General features: G+C 59.5%; 20 protein-coding genes. 11 read left to right on the forward strand and 9 right to left on the reverse strand.

Features of this window, described 5'->3' with window-relative positions:
* Positions 1 to 45 precede the first annotated feature (45 nt).
* Positions 46 to 1,542, forward strand: coding sequence for a phospholipase D-like domain-containing protein (locus tag GGE33_RS09865; protein ID WP_183822780.1), 1,497 nt, complete (start codon positions 46 to 48; stop codon positions 1,540 to 1,542).
* Between the two features lie 21 nt (positions 1,543 to 1,563).
* On the opposite strand, the gene GGE33_RS09870 is transcribed toward GGE33_RS09865, so the two are convergent.
* On the reverse strand, positions 1,564 to 2,457 hold the full coding sequence (locus GGE33_RS09870; protein WP_183822782.1) for a LysR family transcriptional regulator: 894 nt from the start codon (positions 2,455 to 2,457) through the stop codon (positions 1,564 to 1,566).
* Positions 2,458 to 2,686: 229 nt separating this feature from the next.
* Here GGE33_RS09870 and GGE33_RS09875 point away from each other — a divergent pair, with 229 nt between their 5' ends.
* From GGE33_RS09875 to GGE33_RS09895, 5 genes are all read left to right on the forward strand, one after another.
* Positions 2,687 to 3,874 (forward strand): MFS transporter, encoded by a 1,188-nt coding sequence (locus tag GGE33_RS09875; protein WP_183822784.1) that lies wholly within the window; start codon positions 2,687 to 2,689, stop codon positions 3,872 to 3,874.
* A 21-nt stretch (positions 3,875 to 3,895) separates the two neighbouring features.
* On the forward strand, positions 3,896 to 4,933 hold the full coding sequence (locus GGE33_RS09880) for an aldo/keto reductase (RefSeq protein ID WP_183822786.1): 1,038 nt from the start codon (positions 3,896 to 3,898) through the stop codon (positions 4,931 to 4,933).
* Positions 4,934 to 5,073: 140 nt separating this feature from the next.
* The gene (locus GGE33_RS09885) at positions 5,074 to 5,901 is read left to right on the forward strand and encodes an aldo/keto reductase (RefSeq protein ID WP_183822788.1); all 828 of its coding nucleotides are present in this window, start codon (positions 5,074 to 5,076) and stop codon (positions 5,899 to 5,901) included.
* A gap of 92 nt (positions 5,902 to 5,993) precedes the next feature.
* The gene (locus GGE33_RS09890) at positions 5,994 to 6,563 is read left to right on the forward strand and encodes an RES family NAD+ phosphorylase (protein ID WP_183822790.1); all 570 of its coding nucleotides are present in this window, start codon (positions 5,994 to 5,996) and stop codon (positions 6,561 to 6,563) included.
* A gap of 165 nt (positions 6,564 to 6,728) precedes the next feature.
* Complete coding sequence (locus tag GGE33_RS09895; RefSeq protein WP_183822792.1) at positions 6,729 to 8,036, forward strand: alpha/beta hydrolase family protein; 1,308 nt, start codon at positions 6,729 to 6,731, stop codon at positions 8,034 to 8,036.
* Between the two features lie 78 nt (positions 8,037 to 8,114).
* Here the strand turns inward: GGE33_RS09895 and GGE33_RS09900 are convergent, their stop codons facing one another.
* The gene (locus GGE33_RS09900) at positions 8,115 to 9,080 is read right to left on the reverse strand and encodes a YiiG family protein (RefSeq protein WP_183822794.1); all 966 of its coding nucleotides are present in this window, start codon (positions 9,078 to 9,080) and stop codon (positions 8,115 to 8,117) included.
* A gap of 405 nt (positions 9,081 to 9,485) precedes the next feature.
* On the opposite strand from GGE33_RS09900, the gene GGE33_RS09905 reads away from it, so the two are divergent.
* A complete protein-coding gene (locus GGE33_RS09905) occupies positions 9,486 to 11,411 on the forward strand; it encodes a methyl-accepting chemotaxis protein (RefSeq protein WP_183822796.1) in 1,926 nt (641 codons plus the stop codon).
* Positions 11,412 to 11,489: 78 nt separating this feature from the next.
* Here GGE33_RS09905 and corA read toward each other — a convergent pair whose 3' ends face one another.
* The 3 genes from corA to GGE33_RS09920 form a co-directional block, all read right to left on the reverse strand.
* Positions 11,490 to 12,524 carry a magnesium/cobalt transporter CorA gene (corA, locus tag GGE33_RS09910; RefSeq protein WP_183822798.1) on the reverse strand — a complete coding sequence of 345 codons (1,035 nt, stop codon included), beginning with the start codon at positions 12,522 to 12,524 and terminating at the stop codon, positions 11,490 to 11,492.
* A 466-nt stretch (positions 12,525 to 12,990) separates the two neighbouring features.
* The gene (locus tag GGE33_RS09915) at positions 12,991 to 13,380 is read right to left on the reverse strand and encodes a hypothetical protein (RefSeq protein ID WP_148143979.1); all 390 of its coding nucleotides are present in this window, start codon (positions 13,378 to 13,380) and stop codon (positions 12,991 to 12,993) included.
* Positions 13,381 to 13,521: 141 nt separating this feature from the next.
* The gene (locus GGE33_RS09920; RefSeq protein WP_183822800.1) at positions 13,522 to 14,538 is read right to left on the reverse strand and encodes a YihY/virulence factor BrkB family protein; all 1,017 of its coding nucleotides are present in this window, start codon (positions 14,536 to 14,538) and stop codon (positions 13,522 to 13,524) included.
* A gap of 116 nt (positions 14,539 to 14,654) precedes the next feature.
* Here GGE33_RS09920 and GGE33_RS09925 point away from each other — a divergent pair, with 116 nt between their 5' ends.
* Entirely contained in the window at positions 14,655 to 16,235 is a 1,581-nt protein-coding gene (locus GGE33_RS09925) for a helicase HerA-like C-terminal domain-containing protein (protein ID WP_183822802.1), read from the forward strand.
* A gap of 187 nt (positions 16,236 to 16,422) precedes the next feature.
* On the opposite strand, the gene GGE33_RS09930 is transcribed toward GGE33_RS09925, so the two are convergent.
* Genes GGE33_RS09930 through GGE33_RS09940 form a run of 3 tightly spaced genes read right to left on the reverse strand, consistent with a single transcriptional unit; the run spans position 16,423 to position 18,560 of the window.
* On the reverse strand, positions 16,423 to 17,235 hold the full coding sequence (locus GGE33_RS09930; protein ID WP_183822804.1) for a VOC family protein: 813 nt from the start codon (positions 17,233 to 17,235) through the stop codon (positions 16,423 to 16,425).
* Between the two features lie 38 nt (positions 17,236 to 17,273).
* The gene (locus tag GGE33_RS09935; RefSeq protein ID WP_183824062.1) at positions 17,274 to 17,753 is read right to left on the reverse strand and encodes a DUF1579 domain-containing protein; all 480 of its coding nucleotides are present in this window, start codon (positions 17,751 to 17,753) and stop codon (positions 17,274 to 17,276) included.
* A 42-nt stretch (positions 17,754 to 17,795) separates the two neighbouring features.
* Positions 17,796 to 18,560: a DUF899 domain-containing protein gene (locus tag GGE33_RS09940; RefSeq protein WP_183822806.1), complete on the reverse strand. Its 765-nt coding sequence runs from the start codon at positions 18,558 to 18,560 to the stop codon at positions 17,796 to 17,798.
* 57 nt (positions 18,561 to 18,617) lie between these two features.
* Here GGE33_RS09940 and GGE33_RS09945 point away from each other — a divergent pair, with 57 nt between their 5' ends.
* From GGE33_RS09945 to GGE33_RS09955, 3 genes are all read left to right on the forward strand, one after another.
* A complete protein-coding gene (locus GGE33_RS09945) occupies positions 18,618 to 19,073 on the forward strand; it encodes a MarR family winged helix-turn-helix transcriptional regulator (RefSeq protein ID WP_183685064.1) in 456 nt (151 codons plus the stop codon).
* A 74-nt stretch (positions 19,074 to 19,147) separates the two neighbouring features.
* Complete coding sequence (locus GGE33_RS09950; protein WP_246435918.1) at positions 19,148 to 19,573, forward strand: plastocyanin/azurin family copper-binding protein; 426 nt, start codon at positions 19,148 to 19,150, stop codon at positions 19,571 to 19,573.
* 46 nt (positions 19,574 to 19,619) lie between these two features.
* Positions 19,620 to 20,114 (forward strand): cytochrome b/b6 domain-containing protein, encoded by a 495-nt coding sequence (locus tag GGE33_RS09955; protein WP_148143986.1) that lies wholly within the window; start codon positions 19,620 to 19,622, stop codon positions 20,112 to 20,114.
* A gap of 74 nt (positions 20,115 to 20,188) precedes the next feature.
* Here the strand turns inward: GGE33_RS09955 and GGE33_RS09960 are convergent, their stop codons facing one another.
* On the reverse strand, positions 20,189 to 21,031 hold the full coding sequence (locus tag GGE33_RS09960; protein WP_183822808.1) for an oxidoreductase: 843 nt from the start codon (positions 21,029 to 21,031) through the stop codon (positions 20,189 to 20,191).
* Positions 21,032 to 21,072 lie beyond the last annotated feature (41 nt).

Here is a 21,072-nt window from a genome sequence, read left to right on the forward strand (position 1 = left end):
CTATATGCGCCCGTCGATATCAATTGACGGCGGGCAACGGGGCAGATGCAGAGCATATTGAAGGAAGGCGAGACCTGCTGGCGGATCGCACAGGCAGACAGGCTTTCGATCATCATCGATGCCGCCGACTTCTTTCGTTACGCCAAGAGCGCCATGGCAAAGGCACAACGCTCTATCTACCTGATCGGCTGGGATTTCGACACGCGGATCGACCTGATACCTGGCAATGGCGACGACAGGCAACGGAACCGGAAGGCCTCCGACGAACTGCCCGACCAGCTCGGCAAGTTTCTCAACGCGATCGCCGCGCGCAATGAAAATCTCGATATCCGCATCCTGAAATGGGATATCGGGCTGATCAACTCGATCACACGTGGAGAGACGCCGTTCTACATTCTCAAATGGATGTTCGACAAACGCATCAACCTGAAGCTGGACGGCGCGCATCCATCGATTTCATCGCATCATATGAAGCTGCTGGTGATCGACGACGAGGTGGCGTTCTGCGGCGGGATCGACATGACGGTCGGGCGCTGGGATACGCGCGACCATGCGGAAAACGAACCGTTGCGCAAGTCTCCCATGGGTTTCGCGCAAGGCCCCTGGCATGATGCAACAACGTGTCTTTCCGGCGAGGCGGCGCGGGCGCTCGGCGAAATCGCGCGGATGCGATGGAAACGCGCAACGGACGAGAAACTGCCTGAGCCGCGTGATCTGGCGCAGAAAGATACACCCTGGCCGGAGGGGCTCGATGTCGGTTTCCGCGACATCGCCATCGGTATTGCGCGCACCGCACCGGAATATGACAGTCGCGAACAGGTCGTCGAGATCGAGACCGCCAAGCTTGCGATCATCGCAGCGGTGAAAAAGACGCTCTATGTGGAAAGCCAGTATTTCGCTTCCCGGCGGATCGCGGAAGCCATGGCCGAGCGCCTGAAAGAACCGGACGGCCCGGAGATCGTGCTGATCAATCCGGAAGGCTGCGAAGGGTTTCTGGAAGCGAAGGCAATGGACGGCGCACGTATCCGGCTGATGAAGCTGGTCAGAGAGGCGGACGTCCACAACCGTTTCCGCCTCTATTATCCGGTCAATGCGGCGCGCACGCCGATCTATGTCCATGCCAAGATGATGTTTGCCGACGACCGGATCGTGAAGATCGGCTCGGCCAATCTGAACAACCGGTCAATGGGCTATGACACAGAATGCGACCTCATTCTGGAGGCTTCTGAAGGGCAGACGGATCTCACGGACAAGATCATCGCCACGCGGGACGACCTGATTGCCGAGCATCTGGGACGCGATGTGTCGGAGGTTTCGGCAGCGATCGCGGCCCATGGCGGGTCGATCATCGCTGCAATCGAAGCGCTGAACCGGGACAGTGGACGCGGGCTTGTGCCTGTGCCGATGCGAGATCTGACGGCGGACGAGGAGCTGATTGCCGAATCCGACATTGCCGATCCAGAGCGGCCTGCCGGCGTGCGTTATCGGACTTCCAGCTTCCTCAAGCGGAAGTTCGGGCACAAGGTGAAAAAAGCGCTCTGAACGCCATCGTGCAGGATGCGTTCAGAACCGTTCCGCGAGAAAATCGATGAAAGCGCGGATGCGCACGGCCAGATGTTCATGCCCGGCGTAAACAGCGTGTATGTCTTCGATATCTTCCGGGTTGAAATCCTCCAATATGGGAACGAGGCGGCCGGCCTGGATGTCCGGTTCCACATGGAAGCGGCCGACGCGACCGATACCGAGACCATCAACGCAGAACTGGCGGATGATCGAACCGCTTGAGGCCCTAAGGCTTCCGGATACGGGGCGCAGATCGATCTTGCCGGTCAGCGGATCGCGGAACGGCCAGCCTTCGACCGATCGGCGGAAATTGAAGTTGATGCAGTTGTGCCCTTCAAGGTCGGCCGGCGATTGCGGCAAGCCGTGTTCGGCAATATAGGCGGGCGAGGCAATCACCACCTGGCGGGTCTGACCGAGTTTTCGCGCCATCAGCGAGGAGTCGCGCAACGGTCCGTGGCGGATGGCGATATCCACCCGCTCGCGGATGAGATCGACCGTATCGTCGGTCAGCGTGACATCCAGCTGGACATCCGGAAAGAGCTGCAGAAATTCGCGGGTCATCGGCAGGATGTAGAGTTCACCAAAGCCGACGGAGGCATTGACCGACAGCGGACCGCGCGGCAATGCCCGCCCGCCGCCGGAAACGATCTCTTCCGTATCGGCGATCTCGGCGAGGATGCGCGAGGCGCGGGCCAGATAGGTTTCGCCTTCCGGCGTCAGTTGCAGCAAACGGGTGGAACGCACGACGAGCCGCGTACCCAACCGGTCTTCCAGACGGGTGACGAGCTTGCTGACTGCCGAGGGTGACAGCTTCAACCGTCGGCCTGCCGCCGAAAAGCTCTTCAGCTCGGCGGCGAGGACGAAGACTTCCATTTCTCCGGCTCGGTTGTCCAAGGGAACCTCTCAACTTGCCGATGCTAACCCCACGGCATCTTTCTTTGTGCCTGGATCCAGCCGCTCGAAATCAAAACAAATCGTTCGACGTCTCACCTGTGATTTCATTTCACAGATGATTATCAATTTATGTCGCTACACAGGCAAGTGTCTAGCAACGATATTGCGGCGCATCGAATGATCTTCCCTTGGCCCCCTCCTCCCAAGGGATCAGGACAAGGATACCCCAATGCCTCTCGCTCTTTATGCGTTGACGGCCGGTGCGTTTGGCATCGGCGTCACGGAATTCGTCATCATGGGTCTGCTGATCGATGTCAGCAAGGATCTCGGCGTTTCGATCTCGGCTGCCGGCCTGCTTATTTCCGGTTATGCGCTCGGTGTCGTCATCGGTGCGCCGATCCTCGGTGCCATTTCCGGCAAATGGTCGAAAAAGACCCTGCTAATGGCGCTGATGGTGGTGTTCACCATCGGCAATCTCGCCTGCGCCATCGCGCCCGATTACTGGACGCTTATGGCCGCCCGCGTGCTGACCGCCTTTGCGCATGCCTCGTTCTTCGGCGTCGGTTCGGTGGTTGCGACCAGTCTCGTCGCGCCGAACAAGAAGGCGTCCGCCATCGCCATCATGTTCACCGGTCTCACGGTCGCGAACATTCTCGGCGTGCCGTTCGGTACCTGGCTTGGTCAGGCCTATGGCTGGCGCTCGACCTTTTGGGCCGTGACACTGATCGGCGTCGCAGCATTTGCGGTGATCGCGCTTCTGGTACCGAAGGACAACGCATCCGACACACAGGAAGAAGCCTCGCAGGGCGTGCTTGCCGTGCTCGGCCGCCGCGCCGTTCTTCTCGGCCTTCTGACCACCGTGCTCTCCTGGGTGGGTGTTTTTGCCGGCTTCACCTATATCGCGCCGATCCTGACGCAGATTACCGGTTTCTCTGAAGCCGCAGTTTCGCCGATCCTGCTCGTCTTCGGTGGTGGCCTGGTGATCGGCAACCTTGCCGGCGGCTGGCTGGCAGACCGTCACCTCATGCCGACCATTGTCGGCAGCCTGATCGCACTTGCCGTCGTACTCCTCGCCATGACTGTCGTCATCCACCAGCCGGTGCTTATGGTGATCGCGATTGCCCTGTTCGGCGCGGCCGCCTTTGCCACCGTCGCACCGCTGCAGATGTGGGTACTTGCCAAGGCCGAAGGCGCCGGCCAGGGGCTCGCCTCGTCCTTCAACATTGCCGCCTTCAACCTCGGCAATGCGATCGGCGCATGGCTCGGCGGCGCCGTCATTGACCATGGCCCCGGTCTCGGATCGGTTACCCTGGTTGCCGGCCTCGTTCCGATCGCAGCCCTTGCAGTCGCCCTTATCGCGATCCGCATGGACAAGAGCCGCAGCGGCAATGCCGCCCAGCTTTCACCGGCAGAATAACAGTTAGGAAGGATGACGGTCATGGATTATCGCACACTTGGAAAATCCGGTTTGAAAGTGCCGGTCCTCTCCTTCGGCGCCGGAACATTCGGCGGGTCCGGCCCGCTGTTCAGCGCATGGGGGAATACGGATGTCGAAGAAGCGCGCCGCCTCGTCGACATCTGCCTCGAAGCCGGCGTCAACCTGTTCGATACGGCGGACGTCTATTCGAACGGCGCATCGGAAGAGGTGCTGGGACAGGCGATCAAGGGCCGTCGTGACGACGTGCTGATCTCCACCAAGGCCAGCCTGCCGGCCGGCGATGGGCCAAACGACTGGGGCTCGTCGCGGTCCCGGCTGATCGGAGCCGTCGAGAAAGCGCTCAAACGGCTGGGCACCGACCATATCGACATTTTCCAGCTGCATGCTTTCGATGCTTCGACCCCGGTGGAAGAAGTGGTGTCGACGCTTGACCGGCTCGTTCGAGACGGCAAGCTGCGTTACATCGGCGTGTCAAACTTCTCCGGCTGGCAGATCATGAAATCGCTGGCAGCGGCGGAAAGGAACGGCTGGACCCGTTATGTCGCCAATCAGGTCTATTATTCGCTGATCGGCCGCGATTACGAATGGGACCTGATGCCACTCGGCGAAGACCAAGGGCTTGGCGCGCTGGTGTGGAGCCCGCTCGGCTGGGGCAGGCTGACCGGCAAGATCAGCCGTTCAAAACCTATCCCGGCGGGAAGCCGGCTGCATGAGACAGCAAGTTTCGGCCCGCCGGTGGAGGACGAACATTTCTACCGGGTAGTCGACGCCCTGGAGGACGTGGCCGCCGAAACGGGAAAAACCGTGCCGCAGGTGGCTATTAACTGGCTGATATCCCGTCCGACCGTTTCTTCCGTCATCATCGGCGCCCGCAACGAGGAACAACTGAGGCAGAACCTCGGCGCAGTGGGCTGGTCCCTGACGAAAGAGCAGATCGCAAAGCTGGACACGGCAAGCGCGGTGACAGTGCCTTATCCGCATTTCCCCTATTACCGGCAGGACGGGTTCGCGAAGCTCAATCCGCCACTTGCCGGGTGATTACCGCGAGACGGACCTGCATCCGACAAAATCTCGCAGTTGATCCCTCCGCCAAACAGCCCATGTAGAGTGGGCTTCATTTCTGGCTCGGCCACTTTTCGTCTAGTCTCGGCCGGGCTTCGCTTTTCAAAGGAGTTTTCATGTTCGACGTCAGCGCAAACGGCGCAAATATCCCCGCCCTCGGTTTCGGTACTTTCCGCATGCCCGATGCCGATGTGCATCGCGTCCTGCCGGAAGCCCTGAAGCTCGGCTTCCGCCATGTCGATACCGCTCAGATCTACAAGAACGAAGCCGCCGTCGGCGATGTTCTGAAGTCTTCGGGCATTGCCCGGCAGGACATTTTTCTTACCACCAAGGTCTGGGTCGATCGTGTCGGCCACCAGGACTTCATCGCTTCGGTAGATGAAAGCCTGACCAAGCTGAAGACCGATCATGTCGATCTTCTTCTGCTTCACTGGCCGCAGAGCGAGATGCAGCTGGCTGACCGGATCGGAGCGCTGAACGAGCTGCGAAAGGCCGGCAAGGTCAAGAATATCGGCGTCTCCAACTTCTCCACCACGCTGATGGCGGAAGCGGTAAAACTGTCGGATGCACCGATCGTCAACAACCAGATCGAATATCACCCCTATCTCGACCAGACCAAGGTTTTGGCGGAAGCGGCAAAGACCGGCATGTCGGTGACAGCCTATTACCTAATGGCCGACGGCGCCGTGCCGAAGGACGAGGTGCTGAAGGATATCGGCGCCAAGCATGGCAAGACCGCCGCACAGGTGGTGCTGCGCTGGGCCGTGCAGCAGAAGGGCGTGATCGCGCTGTCGAAGACCGCCACGGAAAGCCGTCTGCCGGAGAATTTCGACATTTTCGACTTCGCGCTTTCGCAAGACGAGATGGCAGCAGTTCACAAACTTGCCCGCCCGGACGGCCGTATCGTCAATCCGGGCCATCTGGCGCCGGAATGGGATAAGTAAATCCAGATCCCAGTTTCGGGTTGAATGATCGACGCTCCGGAGAGAACATCTCCGGAGCTTTTTTTGTCCGGGTGATTGTGAGTATCAGGCGTATGAATGAAGAGAAAAATCCGGCCGCCGCGCATCCGCTCCTGCGTCGGGTGGAAGGCCGCTTCTTCCGTTCGGTGCCGACAGAACGGCTGGACAGAATTCTCGATCCGCCCGATCCCAAAAGTGCCGGCCGTTATCATCGTCCCGGCGAGAGAATTCTCTATACGAGCGCGACATTCGAATCCGCTATCGCGGCTGTCTCCGGCTGTATGCGAAAGAATGGTCTGCCGCGCATGATGGTGCCGCTCCGGATCGGCGAGGCCTTCGTGCTCGACCAGCATGACGAAGAGGCATGCCGGGCATTCGGCATAGAGCGCGATCTTTCCAACGAACCGTGGCAGGCAGCGATTGCGGAAGGTCGCGAGCCTGCTTCCTGGCACAATGCCGATATCGCCCGCGCCGCAGGTGCGGGAGGGATTATCGATCGATCCCGCAAGATGCCGGGCGGATGGCATCTCAACCTGTTTTACTGGAATGAAAGCGGTGGTCCGAAGGTGGAGATATGCGGCGAGCCAGTGGAGATCGTTCTCCTCGCCGGAGAGCCGACATGGGACAGGAGCCGAACCGACTAAGGACAGGATGGGTGGGGAAGCACCCGTTTCGTTTCGCATTTGGGAAAGAAATCACCCATCCGGGCAAGTAGAGGCCATCATTGTGCCGGACTGTTTCGGTCAACCATTGCCTCCCCCGGCCATCGCCATAGTTTTCCAAGCGGGCTGGATAAGGAGGAATTTTCTATGCTTTTCAGAACCTTATTGCTCTCTGCGGCGGTGATCGCCACAACAAGCCTGCCTGCTGCGGCACAACGGCGAGGTGATGAAACGACACCGAAGGATTGCCCCGAAAGCCTGCCCGCTGGCACCGAGTGTTTCGCAGGCCGGGATATGCGCGGCGCCTATTACTGGATCGCCAAGCCGAAGAACTGGAACGGCGTGCTTGTCGTCCATGCCCATGGCGGGCCGCGGACGGCCAAGCCGAAACCCGACGATCCGGTGGAGGATCTGGAGCGTTTCGCCGTGACGGTTCAGGAGGGTTATGCCTGGGCAGGGTCCAACTATCGCCGACAGGGTTATGGCGTGCGGATGGCCGCCGCGGACACCGACAATGTGCGGCGCATCGCCGAGCGGCTGCTGGGGGAGCCGAAGACAGTTTTGCTACACGGCCAGTCATGGGGCGGCAATGTGGCCGCCAAGACCGCCGAACTTTATGCGCTCGACTGGCGTGGCCACAAGAATTACGACGGTGTGGTGCTGACCAGCGGGCTGCTTGCAGGCGGAAGCCGCGGCTATGACTTCCGCGCCGATCTGCGCGCCGTCTACCAGTATTACTGCAAGAACCATCCGCGTGCCGACGAGGTGCAATACCCGGTCTGGCAGGGACTTCCAAAGGGCGCCTCGATGAAGCGCGAGGAGCTGGAAAAACGCGTCGACGAATGCACGGGCCTGTCGCTTGCCAAGGATAAGCGATCACCGGAGCAGGCAAGAAACCTCGCCAATATTCTTGCGGTCACCCATGTGCCGGAAAAGACCCTGGTGGCGCATCTCGCCTGGGCGACGGGGATGTTTCAGGATATCGTCTGGAGACGGCTGGACGGGAAAAATCCGTTCGACAATTCGCAGGTTCAGTACAAGGGATCGGATGACGATGCGGCGCTGAACAAGGGGGTCGAGAGGTTCAAGGCCGATCCGCAAGCGCAGCGGGCGATGGTCTACGACGCCGATCTCACCGGCCAGATCGTCCTGCCGACGATTACGCTGCACGCCAGAAAAGACCCGACGGTGTTCGTCAATCACGAGGCTATCTATCGCCAGACGGTGGAAAAGGCCGGCAATGGCGACCTGCTGCAGCAGAATTTTTCCGACGAGGCGGAGCATTCGAAACTGTCTACGCCACAATATGCGGCACTGTTTTCCGCCATGCTGAGCTGGATTGACAGAAACGAAAAGCCGACCAAGCAGTCCGTCGCGGCGCTCTGCGAGGAGAAGCGCAAGACTTATAACGAGGCCTGCAAGCTGCTGCCGGAATTTGAGCCCGCGGTGGAATAAGCAAACCGGAACCTGCCGATACCCCTCTGCCCTGTCGGCCAGAGGGGCCTGGCTTTGCACTTGCGCCGAATGATCTAGTCAGTCCTTGGCAAAGGTCGTCGCCGTCTGCGAGGTCGTTACCATGGTGTTATAGTCCGAGACGATCCACTCGATGTCGTTGCCGCCGGCCTTGCGGGCGTCGCCCTTGAATTTTCGGAGTTGTTCGTCGAGATCACGCAGTTTGGAGAGAAGCGAAGCCGGACGGCTTTCGAAGACGTGGAAACTGTCCGGGTGATCGATGGCATAGTCGTCGAATTCGCGCACCGCGCTTGCATAGGCGTCGAGCTCACCCTTGAAAACGGCCATGTCGACCACCGGTTTTTCGTTGTCCGGCATCAGGTCCATCATCGCTTCGGCGCGGATCATGACATTGCGGACATGCCAGCGGGATTTGCGCCCTTCGGACTGTTCGAGAGCCTTGAGCGACGCCAGGTCGAGCTTCACCTTTTCCGCCCGCAGCGTCAGGTCGGCAGCGTCGCGGCGCTCCCCATAGGTCGGAGCAAGTGCTGCGATATCCTTATGGTAGGCCTTCGCGCCTTCCATCTTGTCGGACTTGTAGTCCAGCCGCTCGTAATATTTGTTGGCTTTTTCGATCACCGGCGCGAGCTTCTGGTAGGTCTCGACATAGGCGAGCATGGCTGCATCGAGTTCCGGCATTTTCGGATCGGCCTTGGCTGCCTGCTCGACGGCTGCGATCTCGTCGCGCACGTCATAAAGCGAGTAGAGGCCATAAATGACCCTCTCCTTGCCGGTCGGCCCCTTCTTCATATCGACCCAGCTACCGTAACGCTCGAGCGATTCCGAGGCGCGAATGGAGCGGTTCAAGAATTCGACATAGGCATTCATCTTGACGATCGCCGCGTCGGAAACGTCAACCTCCGCTTCAGGCGCTGTGGAGGATTGGGCAAAAGCAGGCGTGCCGGAGAGAACCGGCGCCATCGTCGGCACCTGCAGCAAAAGCGAAACCGCGGCGACGGCAAACGCCCTCGACGTGAAAATGCGCATTCTGATTACCCCCGAAAGACATAGAATATTAACTGACTGAATTTGAGGCTCAAGCCGAGAACGTCAACTGCAAAAATTCGCACTTATAGCGGATCTACAAGACAATGAGTGCCGTCAATCCGAAGCGAAGCTGCGCATATCAATCTCAATTTGCATCGCTGCGGAATTTCAACTTTGTTTCCTGACAAATATTCAGTTTCGCAACATTTTTTTCGCTTCATGCGCATTTGATTAAATTGCGATTAAGCAACCTTGCCATAGCGTGCGGCCAAGCCCATGACAGGCCTGCATGAAAGCCCAGCCCGCGCCTCCCCGGCCTCGATAGCTTCCACTCGTGCCTTCCCTCCCCTGTCCGATCGTCCCAGGCGACCTGCGTCCACGCGGTCCATTCTCACGGTGCATGCTATGAGTTTTCTTTCAAACGCGACAATTAGAACCAAGATACTGTCCCTGATCGTGCCGGTCTGTCTGATCGGTGTGGCCGGGATTGGTGTGGCTGCCTACAGTTTCAAGCAGGCGGACGGCCAATATTCAGCCTTCATCGCGGAAGACAGCGTCGCTGCGACACAGGTTTCGCGCGCATCGACCTCGATGAACTCGGTTGCCTACAGCGCCTATCAGCTGACGGTCTATCCGCAGGGTTCCGCCTTCCGCGCCGTGGCGCAGAAGAACTATGAAAGCGGCAAGAAGGTTATCGGCACGCTGCTAGGTTCGGCCAAGCAGCTTATCCCCGAGCAGGCGAATGACCTGGCGGCGTTCGAAACACGCGCAGCTGCAATCACGGCTATGACGGACAAGGCTGTCGCCTTGACCGAGCAGGGCCAGATGCAGGATGCACAAGTCGTTCTTGCACAGGTCGATCCGGACATCGCCAAGATCCGCGATGACTTCAAGGACTGGAATGTTGCCAATACCAAAACGGTACTAGACAACAGTGCCGCAATCACAGCGCAAATCAATTCAACCCTCATCACCCTGATCACGACGCTCGGCGTGCTGTTTGCCGCTGCGATCGCCGCCTCGCTGTTCGTTGCCTCGCGCGGCATTTCCGGTCCAATCGACATGCTGCGCCAGCGCATGGCGTCACTTGCCGGCGGTCAGACGAACCAGGAGGTTCCGGGGCTCGGCCGCAAGGACGAAGTGGGCCATATGGCCGAAGCAGTCGCCGTGTTCCGCACCAATGCGATCGAGCGCGCCAAGCTCGAGGAAGAGGCCCGCGCCAACCGCAGCCTTTCCGAACAGGAACGCGCCGCCCGCGAAGAGCAGAAGGCGAAGGAAGCTGCCGACGTGAAGTTTGCGGTCGACAACCTGGCAAATGGCCTTTCGCATCTGGCAGACGGAGACCTCGCCTACCGGATCGGCAAGCCGTTCACCGAAACGCTGGATGGCGTACGCCACAATTTCAACGCCTCGGCCGACAAGCTGCAGGCAGCCATGCGCGGCGTTGCCCAGAATGCCCGCGGCATCGATGCCGGTGCCAACGAAATCAAGTCGGCCGCCGACGACCTGGCCAAGCGTACCGAACAGCAGGCCGCAGCGCTGGAAGAAACGGCCGCAGCACTTGAACAGATCACCACCACGGTAAAGGATGCCGCCAAGCGTGCTTCCGAAGCCGGTGCGCTTGTCGCCCGTACCCGTCAAGGTGCGGAAAAGTCCGGAGAAGTCGTCCAGACCGCCGTGAAGGCGATGGAGGAGATCGAAAAGTCCTCCGGCGAGATCGGCAACATCATCGGCGTCATCGACGATATCGCCTTCCAGACCAACCTGCTGGCACTGAACGCCGGTGTCGAAGCAGCACGCGCCGGTGAAGCCGGCAAGGGCTTTGCCGTCGTCGCACAGGAAGTTCGCGAACTTGCGCAGCGCTCGGCCAATGCAGCCAAGGAAATCAAGGCGCTTATCACGACCTCGAATGAACAGGTTCGCAATGGCGTGGAACTGGTCGGAGAGACCGGCAAAGCACTGAAGAACATCGTTTCTGAAGTTCAGGAGATCAACCGCAACGTCGCGGCGATCGTCGAATCCTCGCAGGAACAGTCATCCGGTCTCCAGCAGATCAACACCGCCGTCAACCAGATGGACCAGGACACGCAGAAGAATGCTGCGATGGTCGAGGAATCCACTGCCGCCAGCCATAGCCTGGCCCGCGAAGTCGCGTCTCTGAATTCGCTGCTGGCGCAATTCAAGCTGGCCGATGGCCATGCGCCGGCAGCGGTTCGCCCCGCGGCAAGAAACGATGCCCCGGCCGCTTCGCCGGCCCGGTCACTCGCCCGCAAGGTCGCAGGCGCGTTTTCCGGCAATGCTGCCGTGGCGCAGAACTGGGAAGAATTCTGAGCCTCACAGTTCAGCACAATCCAGACGACAGGAAGGCGGGACAGCGATGCCCCGCCTTCTTTCATTTCAAGGCCGGCGTTACAGCCAGCCTTTTCGCTTGAAATAGAGATAGGGCACGGCCATCGAGAAGATCATCATGATGATCGCCGAATGGTAGCCGTAATGCCATTGCAATTCCGGCTGATAGGCGAAGTTCATGCCGTAGACGGAAGCGACCAGCGTCGGCGGCAGGAACATGACCGAGGCGACCGAGAAGATCTTGATGATCTGGTTCTGCTCCAGATTGATCAGGCCGAGCGTCGCATCGAGCAGAAAATTGATCTTGTTCGACATGAAGGCCGAGTGATCGCCAAGCGAGGTGGCATCCCGCTGCAGCAGCTTAAGCCGCTGGCGGACTTCCTTTGAAAGCTTGCGGTCAACGCCATCAAGCGCCGCATAATAGGCGACCACACGGGAAACGCTGACAAGGCTTTCGCGCACGACGGTGATGAACTCGCCCTTCTGGCCGATGGCGCGGATCAGTTCCTGCAGGTCACGTTGCTTCTTGTTGGCCTTCGAGGCTTTGGCTTCGAAGACGTCGCGGGAGATCTGGTCGATATCGGCGCCGAGCCTTTCCAGCGTATCGGCCATGCGGTCGATGATCGCCTCGACCAGACCGCTCATGATCAGCTCGCCGGTGGCCGTATGCGTGCCGAGCCCGTTTGCCTTGCGGGCACGCGCCATGAAGGCATCGAACGGACGCGGTTCTGCATGACGGACGGTGACGAGGATCTGCCCCTTGATGATGAAGGTGACCGGCACCTTGATCGGCGTGCCGGCATCCGGGCGTATCAGCACGGTCATGGTCATGAACTCGGCGCCGTCCTCCTGATAGAGCCGGGCGGAAAGCTCGATATCCTCCATCTCGTCCATGGTCGGTATGACGAGGCCGAGACATTCTCCGACCTGGCGTTCTTCTTCTGCGGTCGGGCTGATCAGATCGTACCAGACGACGGAGGCGCTACGTTCAGCGGATTGAATTTCGGTCTGCGCAACAGCTTTTTCGCCTTCGAACGATTGGTCGAAGGCTGCAGGTACAAGGCGGTCAAGGTCATAGGCGTGGATGCGCAGCATGACGGCTCCTTTTCGGACCATCTGGTCCCCGGAGCGCATCACCGAGAGAACGGATCAGAGCCCCGAAGCGGCAGGTCTATCTGTTGACGTCGAACTTCGACTGTCGGGGTTCATCTCGGTTTGTCCTTTGAAAGAGCGACGCCCGGACGGGCAGCCGCTTTGAGGCTCACATGGGCCTGTCGCACCGGAAAGTCAATGGGAATGATGGCGGTCGAAAAATGGCAAGGATGCGACCTCGCTGCCAGCAATCATCACTTGTAAATTAGGCTAATCTAATATAAATTCATCTTGTCGCCATTTCCCAGATCAACCGGCGATGGTCCGAAGCACAATCTTCGGCCGGGCACACCCCTGCCCTATTCGGCTTGGCATTCCCCCGATTGGCCACCCGACAAAAAAGCCGCCGGAACAGGAACCGGCGGCCTTTTTGTTTATGCGATCCGTCTATCGAGCTGATCCGGCTGGCTCAAACGAACTGAGACAGGCCCGGCACCGAGGCGATAACCGTGTCGACCACTTCATCGCCGGCATGTTCGCGGGCAACTGCCATGGTTTCCTTGGCAAGTGCCGTGATTTCGCCCATGCCGAGGCCCTGGGACATGAGCTGCTGGCCAAGCGCCATGACGCCGCCGCCGAAGCTTGCCATCAGGCCTCCAAGCAGGCCGCCGCCGCCAGCGCCTTCGCCGTTGAACTGGGCCACCAGTTCGGGAGCGCCCGGGATTGCTTCAATCATCTTTGCTACCGCGCCATCATCGGCCTCGCGCTGCAGGAAGCCGAGCATCATGCCGATCGCCTTTGCGGCTACATCGGGCGTGATGCCGACGCTGTCGGCGACGCGGGAAACCAGTTCGTTCATCAGGATGTCTCCTCAAAATTCTGACGTTGACGTCAAAGTAATACACATTCAGCCACGGCAAGACCAGCCATGACGGGAGATTGGAACATTGTTATTCGCGATCCAGGGATGGCAGCGCAAGTGCTTAATCGCCGCCACCGATCAATCCCGCGTTTCTCCCAATGTATCGGCCATGTAGGCACCGCGTTCTCCCATGGGCCGCGGCGTGCCGGTGGTCGAGTCGCGCGTCGTCTGGTGTTCCAGTTCGGCGTTGATCTCGGCCCCGACGATCACGATGATGGCCGATATCCATGTCCAGACCATGAAACCGATCAGCGCGCCCAATGTACCATAGGTCGCGTTGTAGTTGGCGATATTGGAGAGATAGAAGGAGACGCCGAGGGAGGCGGCGAACCAGAGGAGCGTGGAGAAGACAGCGCCCCATGTGAGCCAGCGGACCTTGGCGGGCTCGCGGCTGGGGCCGAACCGATAGAGAGCCATGATGCCAAAACCGACGAATACCATCATGATCGGCCAGCGGGCGACGCGAATGATGAGTTCGGCCCAGCGATCCAGCCAGAAATAGTTCAGCACCGCCGGCACGACGCCCATCGAAAACAGGATGACGATGGCGATCAGGAAGGCGCCGAAGGTGAAGGCGAGCGAGACGAGATTGAGGCGGACGATGCTGCGTTTTTCCTTTTCGCGATAGGCAACATTCATCGCATCGAACAGCGCCTTGATGCCGTTATTGGCGCTCCACAGCGCCAGCGCCAGACCGCCGACCAAACCTGCCGACAGGGTGGCGCCGCGCTCTGCCGACAGCGCCCTCACCTGATTGAGAAAGATGTCAAGCGCGTCCGCTGGCATGACGGAGCCGAGCGAAGCGATACGGTCGGCGATCGCCGCGGGGTCGGCCATAAGCCCATACAGAGAGACGAGCACGCTGGCGGCTGGAAAGAGAGCCAGAAGAAGATAATAGGTGACGCCGGCCGCAATCAGCGTGACCCTGTCTTCCATCACCCCGGAGACAATCCGCCAGAAGACATCCTTCAAACCACGAGCCGGAATTTCGGCGGGCTTATCGGCGTCGCGCCCTCGTCCGTGATGCGGACCAGAAATATTGTCCTTGTCGATATGTCCGGTGCCGTTCTCCAGCAGGTTGCCGCTCGTCGTCATATGGCCCTCGCCTTCGCGTGATCTGATCGCTCGGGGCCTCGGGAAATCGTTGCCGCCCGCCAAAGCCCGCCGTATAAGCATTTGAGAACAAACGCCGCGAGGGAGCGCAGAGTTGCATGACGGACGAGACGGGTAAGCTCTTCATCGGCGGCAGCCGCAAGCCGGACGACACGCTGAACAAGGCGGAATATCTGGACCTGAAATTCGGCAACCGCCACGGTCTGGTGACCGGGGCCACCGGCACCGGCAAGACGGTGACGCTGCAGGTTCTGGCGGAAGGTTTTTCCAAGGCAGGCGTTCCGGTTTTCGCAGCGGACATCAAGGGTGACCTTTCCGGTGTCGCCGCCAAGGGAGAATCCAAGGATTTCCTGCTGAAGCGCGCCGAACAGATCGGTTCTCAGGATTATGACTTCGAACAGTTTCCGGTGATCTTCTGGGACATCTATGGCGAAAAAGGCCATCGGGTGCGCACCACGATCGCCGAAATGGGACCGCTCTTGCTCGCCCGGCTGATGAACGCGTCCGAGCCGCAGGAAGGTGTGCTCAACATCGCCTTCAAGCTGGCCGACAAGGCCGGCCTGCCGCTTCTGGACCTCAAAGACCTCACCTCGCTTCTCAACTACATGGCGGAGAATGCGACCGAGCTTTCCAAGGAATTCGGCCTGATCTCCAAGGCTTCGGTCGGCTCCATCCAGCGCGCGCTTCTGGTGCTGGAACAGCAGGGTGCCGAGCATTTCTTCGGCGAACCGGCGCTCAAGATCACCGATATCATGCGGGTCAACCCGAATAACGGTTACGGCCAGATCTCCATTCTGGCCGCCGACAAGCTGATGATGAACCCGCGGCTTTACGCGACCTTCCTTCTGTGGCTGCTTTCCGAACTGTTCGAGGAACTGCCGGAAGTGGGCGATCCGGACAAGCCGAAGCTCGTCTTCTTCTTCGACGAGGCGCATCTTCTGTTCGATGAGGCGCCAAAGATCCTGATCGACCGGGTGGAGCAGGTGGTACGCCTTATCCGCTCCAAGGGCGTCGGCGTCTATTTCGTCACGCAGAACCCGCTCGATGTACCGGAAACGGTGCTGGCACAGCTCGGCAACCGGGTGCAGCATGCGCTGCGCGCCTATACGCCGCGCGAGCAGAAAGCGGTGAAGACGGCGGCCGATACGTTCCGCCCCAACCCGGATTTCGACTGCGCAACCGCAATCACCCAGCTTGGCACCGGCGAGGCGCTGGTCTCGACGCTGGAAGCAAAGGGCGCACCTTCGATGGTGGAACGCACGCTGATCCGCCCGCCGTCGGGCCGGATCGGGCCGCTCACCGATGCCGAGCGTCAGGGGATCATGGACCGCAGCCCGGTTCTTGGGCTTTATGACGAGGATATCGATCGCGAAAGCGCCTTCGAGATCCTTGCCTCTCGCGCCAAGCAAGCCGCCGATGCGGCTGCCGCCAGAAACGCACAGGACGAACTCGACCCCGCGCCGCCTGCCGGTTCCGGCGAGACGACCGGCTGGACTTTGCCGGGCTTCGGCGGCGGTGACGACGATCAGGACCAGCAGCGTGGGCGCAAGACCGTCGGCCGCTCGGGCTACCAGCGCGAGACGATCGTGGAAGCGGCGATGAAGAGCGTGACGCGCACGGTTGCCACGCAACTCGGCCGGGCTATCGTGCGCGGGATTTTGGGGAGCTTGAAGCGGTAGGAATGGAGGCGCTCATTACAACGTCAGACGTTATGGCGCGGGACAATTCCCCCTCTGGCCTGCCGGCAATTTCCCCCACAAAGGGGGAGAAAATCCGCGGCAAACTTCTGCCCTGATTTTGCTTCAACGTCTCGGCTGGGTTAAGCCCTCCCCCTTGTGGGGAGGGTTGGGAGAGGTCTTTAATTATCTACCTTCCCGGTGCCACCAGGCAGAAGAACGCACCCTGCGGGTCCGTCGCCTGGACGATCCAGCTGCCGCCGGGCACGTCCTGCGGGCCAAACACCACCGCGCCGCCATTTGCCTTGATCCGGTCGATCGCTGCGTCGATCGCCTCGACATTGAAATAATAACTCCAGCAGGCCATCGGCACGGTTTCGGGCCTCGTCATCATGCCACCGATGGCTTTGCCTCCATGGGCGAAGATGCGGTACGGCCCCATCGCGCCCATGTCGAAATCATGGTCCTTGGTCCAGCCGAAAACCTTGGCGTAGAAGTCGAAAGCCTCGTTTACCTCACCGGCGTAAAGCTCGCGCCAGCCGACATTGCCCGGGTCTTCCGGTCCCAGTTCGCGTGGCGGATTTTCCGGTGGGATCGGCGTCATGATGCAAAGCACTGCGCCATGCGGATCGGCGACAACGGCAAACCGGCCGATGCCTGGAATATCGTCCGGCTCGCGCTGAACCCGGCCACCGAGTGAAACATATTCTTTCGCCGTCTCATCCACGTGATCGACCGCGACGTAACCCGTCCAGTTCGGCGGCAGCTTGCCTTCCAGTTCGGGCGGGAAATTCATCATGCCGCCGATGCCGGGGCAGTTTTCTCCCTCGCCCATTTCGAACAGATAATAGGACGGCAAATCCGGCATCTGTATGGAATTCACCTTCCAGCCGACAACGGCGGAATAAAAATCACCGGCGGCCCTGGTGTCGGAGGTCATCAGCTCGCACCAGATGAATTTTCCATGAATGGCGGAACGCGTGTTGGAAGCAGTCTGCAGCATGGCACTATCCTCGTGATCGGTTAGGGAAAGGAAGGCTCTCAGCCTTTGCGGCGATAATGCGCTTCCATGAACTGTTTCCAGCTGCCATCCGGTTGCCTGGCGCTGGAGGTGAAAGTGCGGTGGTCATCGGCCAGGAAGGTGACCTGCTCGCGGTAATCGGCCATGCCCTCGCCGCTCATCGTCGGCCCTGTCGTATAGAGACTGAGCGTCTTGCCATCCGGCTCGACCTCGCCTTCGTAGACCCAGAGATAATCCATCATCGAACCAAACCAGGTGCCGACATATTTGCCCTTGGCGGCGTCATGTCCGAGCGTGAGCATGGTGGTTGCGGGTTCTCCTCCTTCGCCGCCGTCTCCTTTCGGCATCATGCCGGTGCCTTCGGCGATAATCCAGATTCCCTGAAGCGAACGGACGTTTTCGACCCATGGCATTTCGCCGCTCATATCCGAGGTGACATCCCAGGTGCCGACCATCCTCTCCAGAAACCCGTGCTCGGCGCGCGGTTTTGCCATGACCATCGTCATTGTCTTTTCCTCCCTGATTATGAAATCTGCACCGCCTCAATGGCAGCAGGATGAACCCTTCTCCTTTGGCGCCGTTTCATATTCATCGTGGCGCTTCAGGAAACTCATGGTCGAGGTTTCATTGCGGCCGAGCGGTGCCCGGTCGAGCAGCATCAGCGTGCCGCAGACCTCTTCGCCGCCGCGGGCGTAGGTCGAATAGGTGTGAAAGATCTCGCCTGCCTCGTTACGGTAGAAAGAGGACATGCCGTGTTCCTCATCGGCGATCTCTGTGGTCGGCACCTTACGGTAATTGTATTCGACGGCGCCGGATGCCCGCTCCTCATCCGAGAAGGAGACGTTGTAATCGTAGTTGAAATCATCGCCGAAGGACGAGACCCAGGGGAAATTCCAGCCCATGCGCTTGCGATAGGCCTCGATCTTTGCGAGCGGTGCGCGCGAGACCGCCACCCAGGTGACGTCGTGGTTGTTGAGATGCGGCAGCGCGCCTTCGACATGATCGCAGAAGAAGGAGCAGCCGATACAGCCCTCGTCCCAATCCGGGCCGAGCATGAAATGATAGACAAGCAACTGGCTGCGGCCATCGAAAAGCTCGGCGAGTGTCTTTCGGCCGGCAAGCGTCTCGAAGGTATAATCTTTGTTGACCTTCACCCGAGGGAGCGCCTGGCGCGCCGCCCGCACTCTGTCGCGCAGGTGGGTTTCTTCCTTCTCAAGCTCCAGAAGTTTAAGGCGCGCATTGCGCCATTCATCCTTGTCGACGACCGGATTGTCGGGGTTATTCTTTGCGGATGCGGTGATATCCATGCCCGGAACCTCCTCTTCCTTGACAGATTACGTTGATATCAACATGATTATTCCATGCTGTCAAATTCCGAATCAATTCCATTCTCCACGACCCTGCATGTACGGGACACCTGCCTGTGCCTGCATGTGCAGCGGGCGGCACGGGCGCTTGCCCGGCGTTTCGATGTGGCGATGAAACCTATCGGGCTGAATAACGGGCAGTTTTCGCTGATGATGTCACTCAACCGACCGGTGCCGGCGACGATGAAATCCGTCTGCGATCTACTCGCCATGGACCGCACGACTTTGACGGCGGCGCTCAAGGTTCTGGAACGGCGCGGGCTGGTCAGAACCGAGACCGACCCGAAAGATCGCCGCGGGCGACTTTTGACGCTGACCGAAGCGGGGATGGCGATGCTTTCTGCAGCCTTGCCGATCTGGACACGGGTTCACGCGGAAATCGATGCTGAACTGGGTGCTGGCGGATCGGATGGGGTGCGGCAATTGCTGGCAGGATTGAAACAAGCCTCCTAGACACGTTTCGCGTTCAGAGTGCCGTCAGAAAACGGTTCTAAGTCTCCGGCGGGATAAACCTGAGGAGATCCATGATGCGCAGACATTTCCTGGCACTAGGCACAATCGCATTTATGTCGCTGGCACCACAGGCCTTCGCGGCCACGGCTATCAATGTCATCGAAGACGGCGAAGGCGGTGGCCCCATGAGCCTCAAGATGGACCAGTCCATCATCAAGGCCGGTGAAGTCGTCTTTTCGGTGCACAATGCGGCGATGACCGAGGAACACGAAATGGTGCTGGTGAAGCTGAAGTCTGCCGACCAGAAGATCACCGTCATCAAGGGCAAGCATCGCATTGATGAAAAGCAGCTTAAAAGTCTTGGCGAGGTCGCGGATCTCAAACCAGGCGCGAACGGTTCGTTGAAAGCCAGACTTTCACCCGGTCATTACATGCTCTTCTGCAACATCATGGGCCACTATGAAGCGGGCATGCATGGGACCCTGACCGTCACCAAATAAATCAGTCGCCGAACGACCAGTTCTTCCAAATCGAGAGCGAATTCAGATGACATCGCCGATTACCTATTCTCTGCCGCAGCGTATTCTCCACTGGCTGACTGCTATACTCGTGTTGTTCAACCTGCTTTTGCCGGACGGCATGAATGCGTGGCAACACGCCATGCGGCGGACCGGAGCCGCCACCGTGGATCAGATTGCCTCGGCCAATATCCATGCCTATGCCGGCCTTGCGGTATTGCTCATGGTGTTGCTTCGGCTTTTATTGCGCAATATCCAGGGCGTTCCGGCTGCGCCCGTGAGTGAGCCTGCGATATTCAGGCTTGGGGCAAAAATCGCGCATGTTCTGCTTTACGTATTGCTGCTTATGATGCCCTTGACGGGTATCGGCGCCTATTATCTGGGCTGGGGCAGTGCCGGAGACCTCCACGCGGATATTCTCAAAGTCATTCTCTGGCTGATACTGGCAATGCATGTCGGTGGCGCACTGGCGCATCATTTCTATTGGAAAACCAATGTGCTGCGGCGCATGACGATAGGCTGATGGATCTGGCAAATACAGAGCAACCAAACGCCCGGCTCATCACCGGGCGCTTTTGATATTGGTAGCGCGGCCGCTCAGGCGGCTTCAGTCTTGTCGAAATCCGTCGACACAGAGATCGCCCTTACCCGCTCCAGCAGCGCAGTATCGGAGGCGATCTTGGCTTCGATGGCCGCGACCGTGTCGCTGCCGAGCGGTAGGCGGACCGGCGGGTTTTCCATATCGACGAAATCGATCAGCACGTCGGCGAGTTTCTGCGGATTGCCGGGCTGGTTGCGGCTGATGTGTTTTGCCTTTTCGCGCACCACGCCGGCGGTTTGCGCATAATCGGCAATCTCGACCGGGCTCACACTGAGCGAATTGCCTTCGAGGAAATCCGTGCGGAAATAGCCGGGTTCGATGGCGGTGGCGAAGATGCCGAGGGGAGCGAGTTCATCGGCCAGCGCTTCCGTCAGGCCTTCGACGGCGAATTTCGCCGAGCAGTAGACGCCGAAACCGGCTGAACTGCGATATCCACCGATGGACGAGAAGTTGAGGATATGGCCCGAGCGCTGACGACGCATATGCGGGAGTGTGGCACGGGTGACGGAGAGAAGCCCGAAGACATTGGTGCGGTAGATCGCCTCGACTTCCTCAGCACTCGCTTCCTCGATTGCGCCGAGCAGGCCGAAACCGGCATTGTTGACCAGAACGTCGATGCGGCCGAAGCGGGCAATCGCAGCCTTGGCGGCATCATGAGCCTGGGTCTCGTCGTTGACATCGAGTGCGACGGCGAGAAGGTTCGGATGGTCGCCGAAACGTTCCGTCACCGATTTCGGATTGCGGGCGGTGGCGACGACGTTATCGCCCTTTGCCAAAGCCTTTTCGGTGATCAGGGCGCCAAAGCCGCGGGATGCACCAGTGATGAACCATGTACGCATGTTGAAATCTCCTCTTTCGTGATGCCGTTCCGTTGATCGGC

The organism is Aliirhizobium cellulosilyticum (assembly GCF_014198105.1).
GTDB classification, from domain to species: Bacteria; Pseudomonadota; Alphaproteobacteria; order Rhizobiales; family Rhizobiaceae; genus Neorhizobium; species Neorhizobium cellulosilyticum.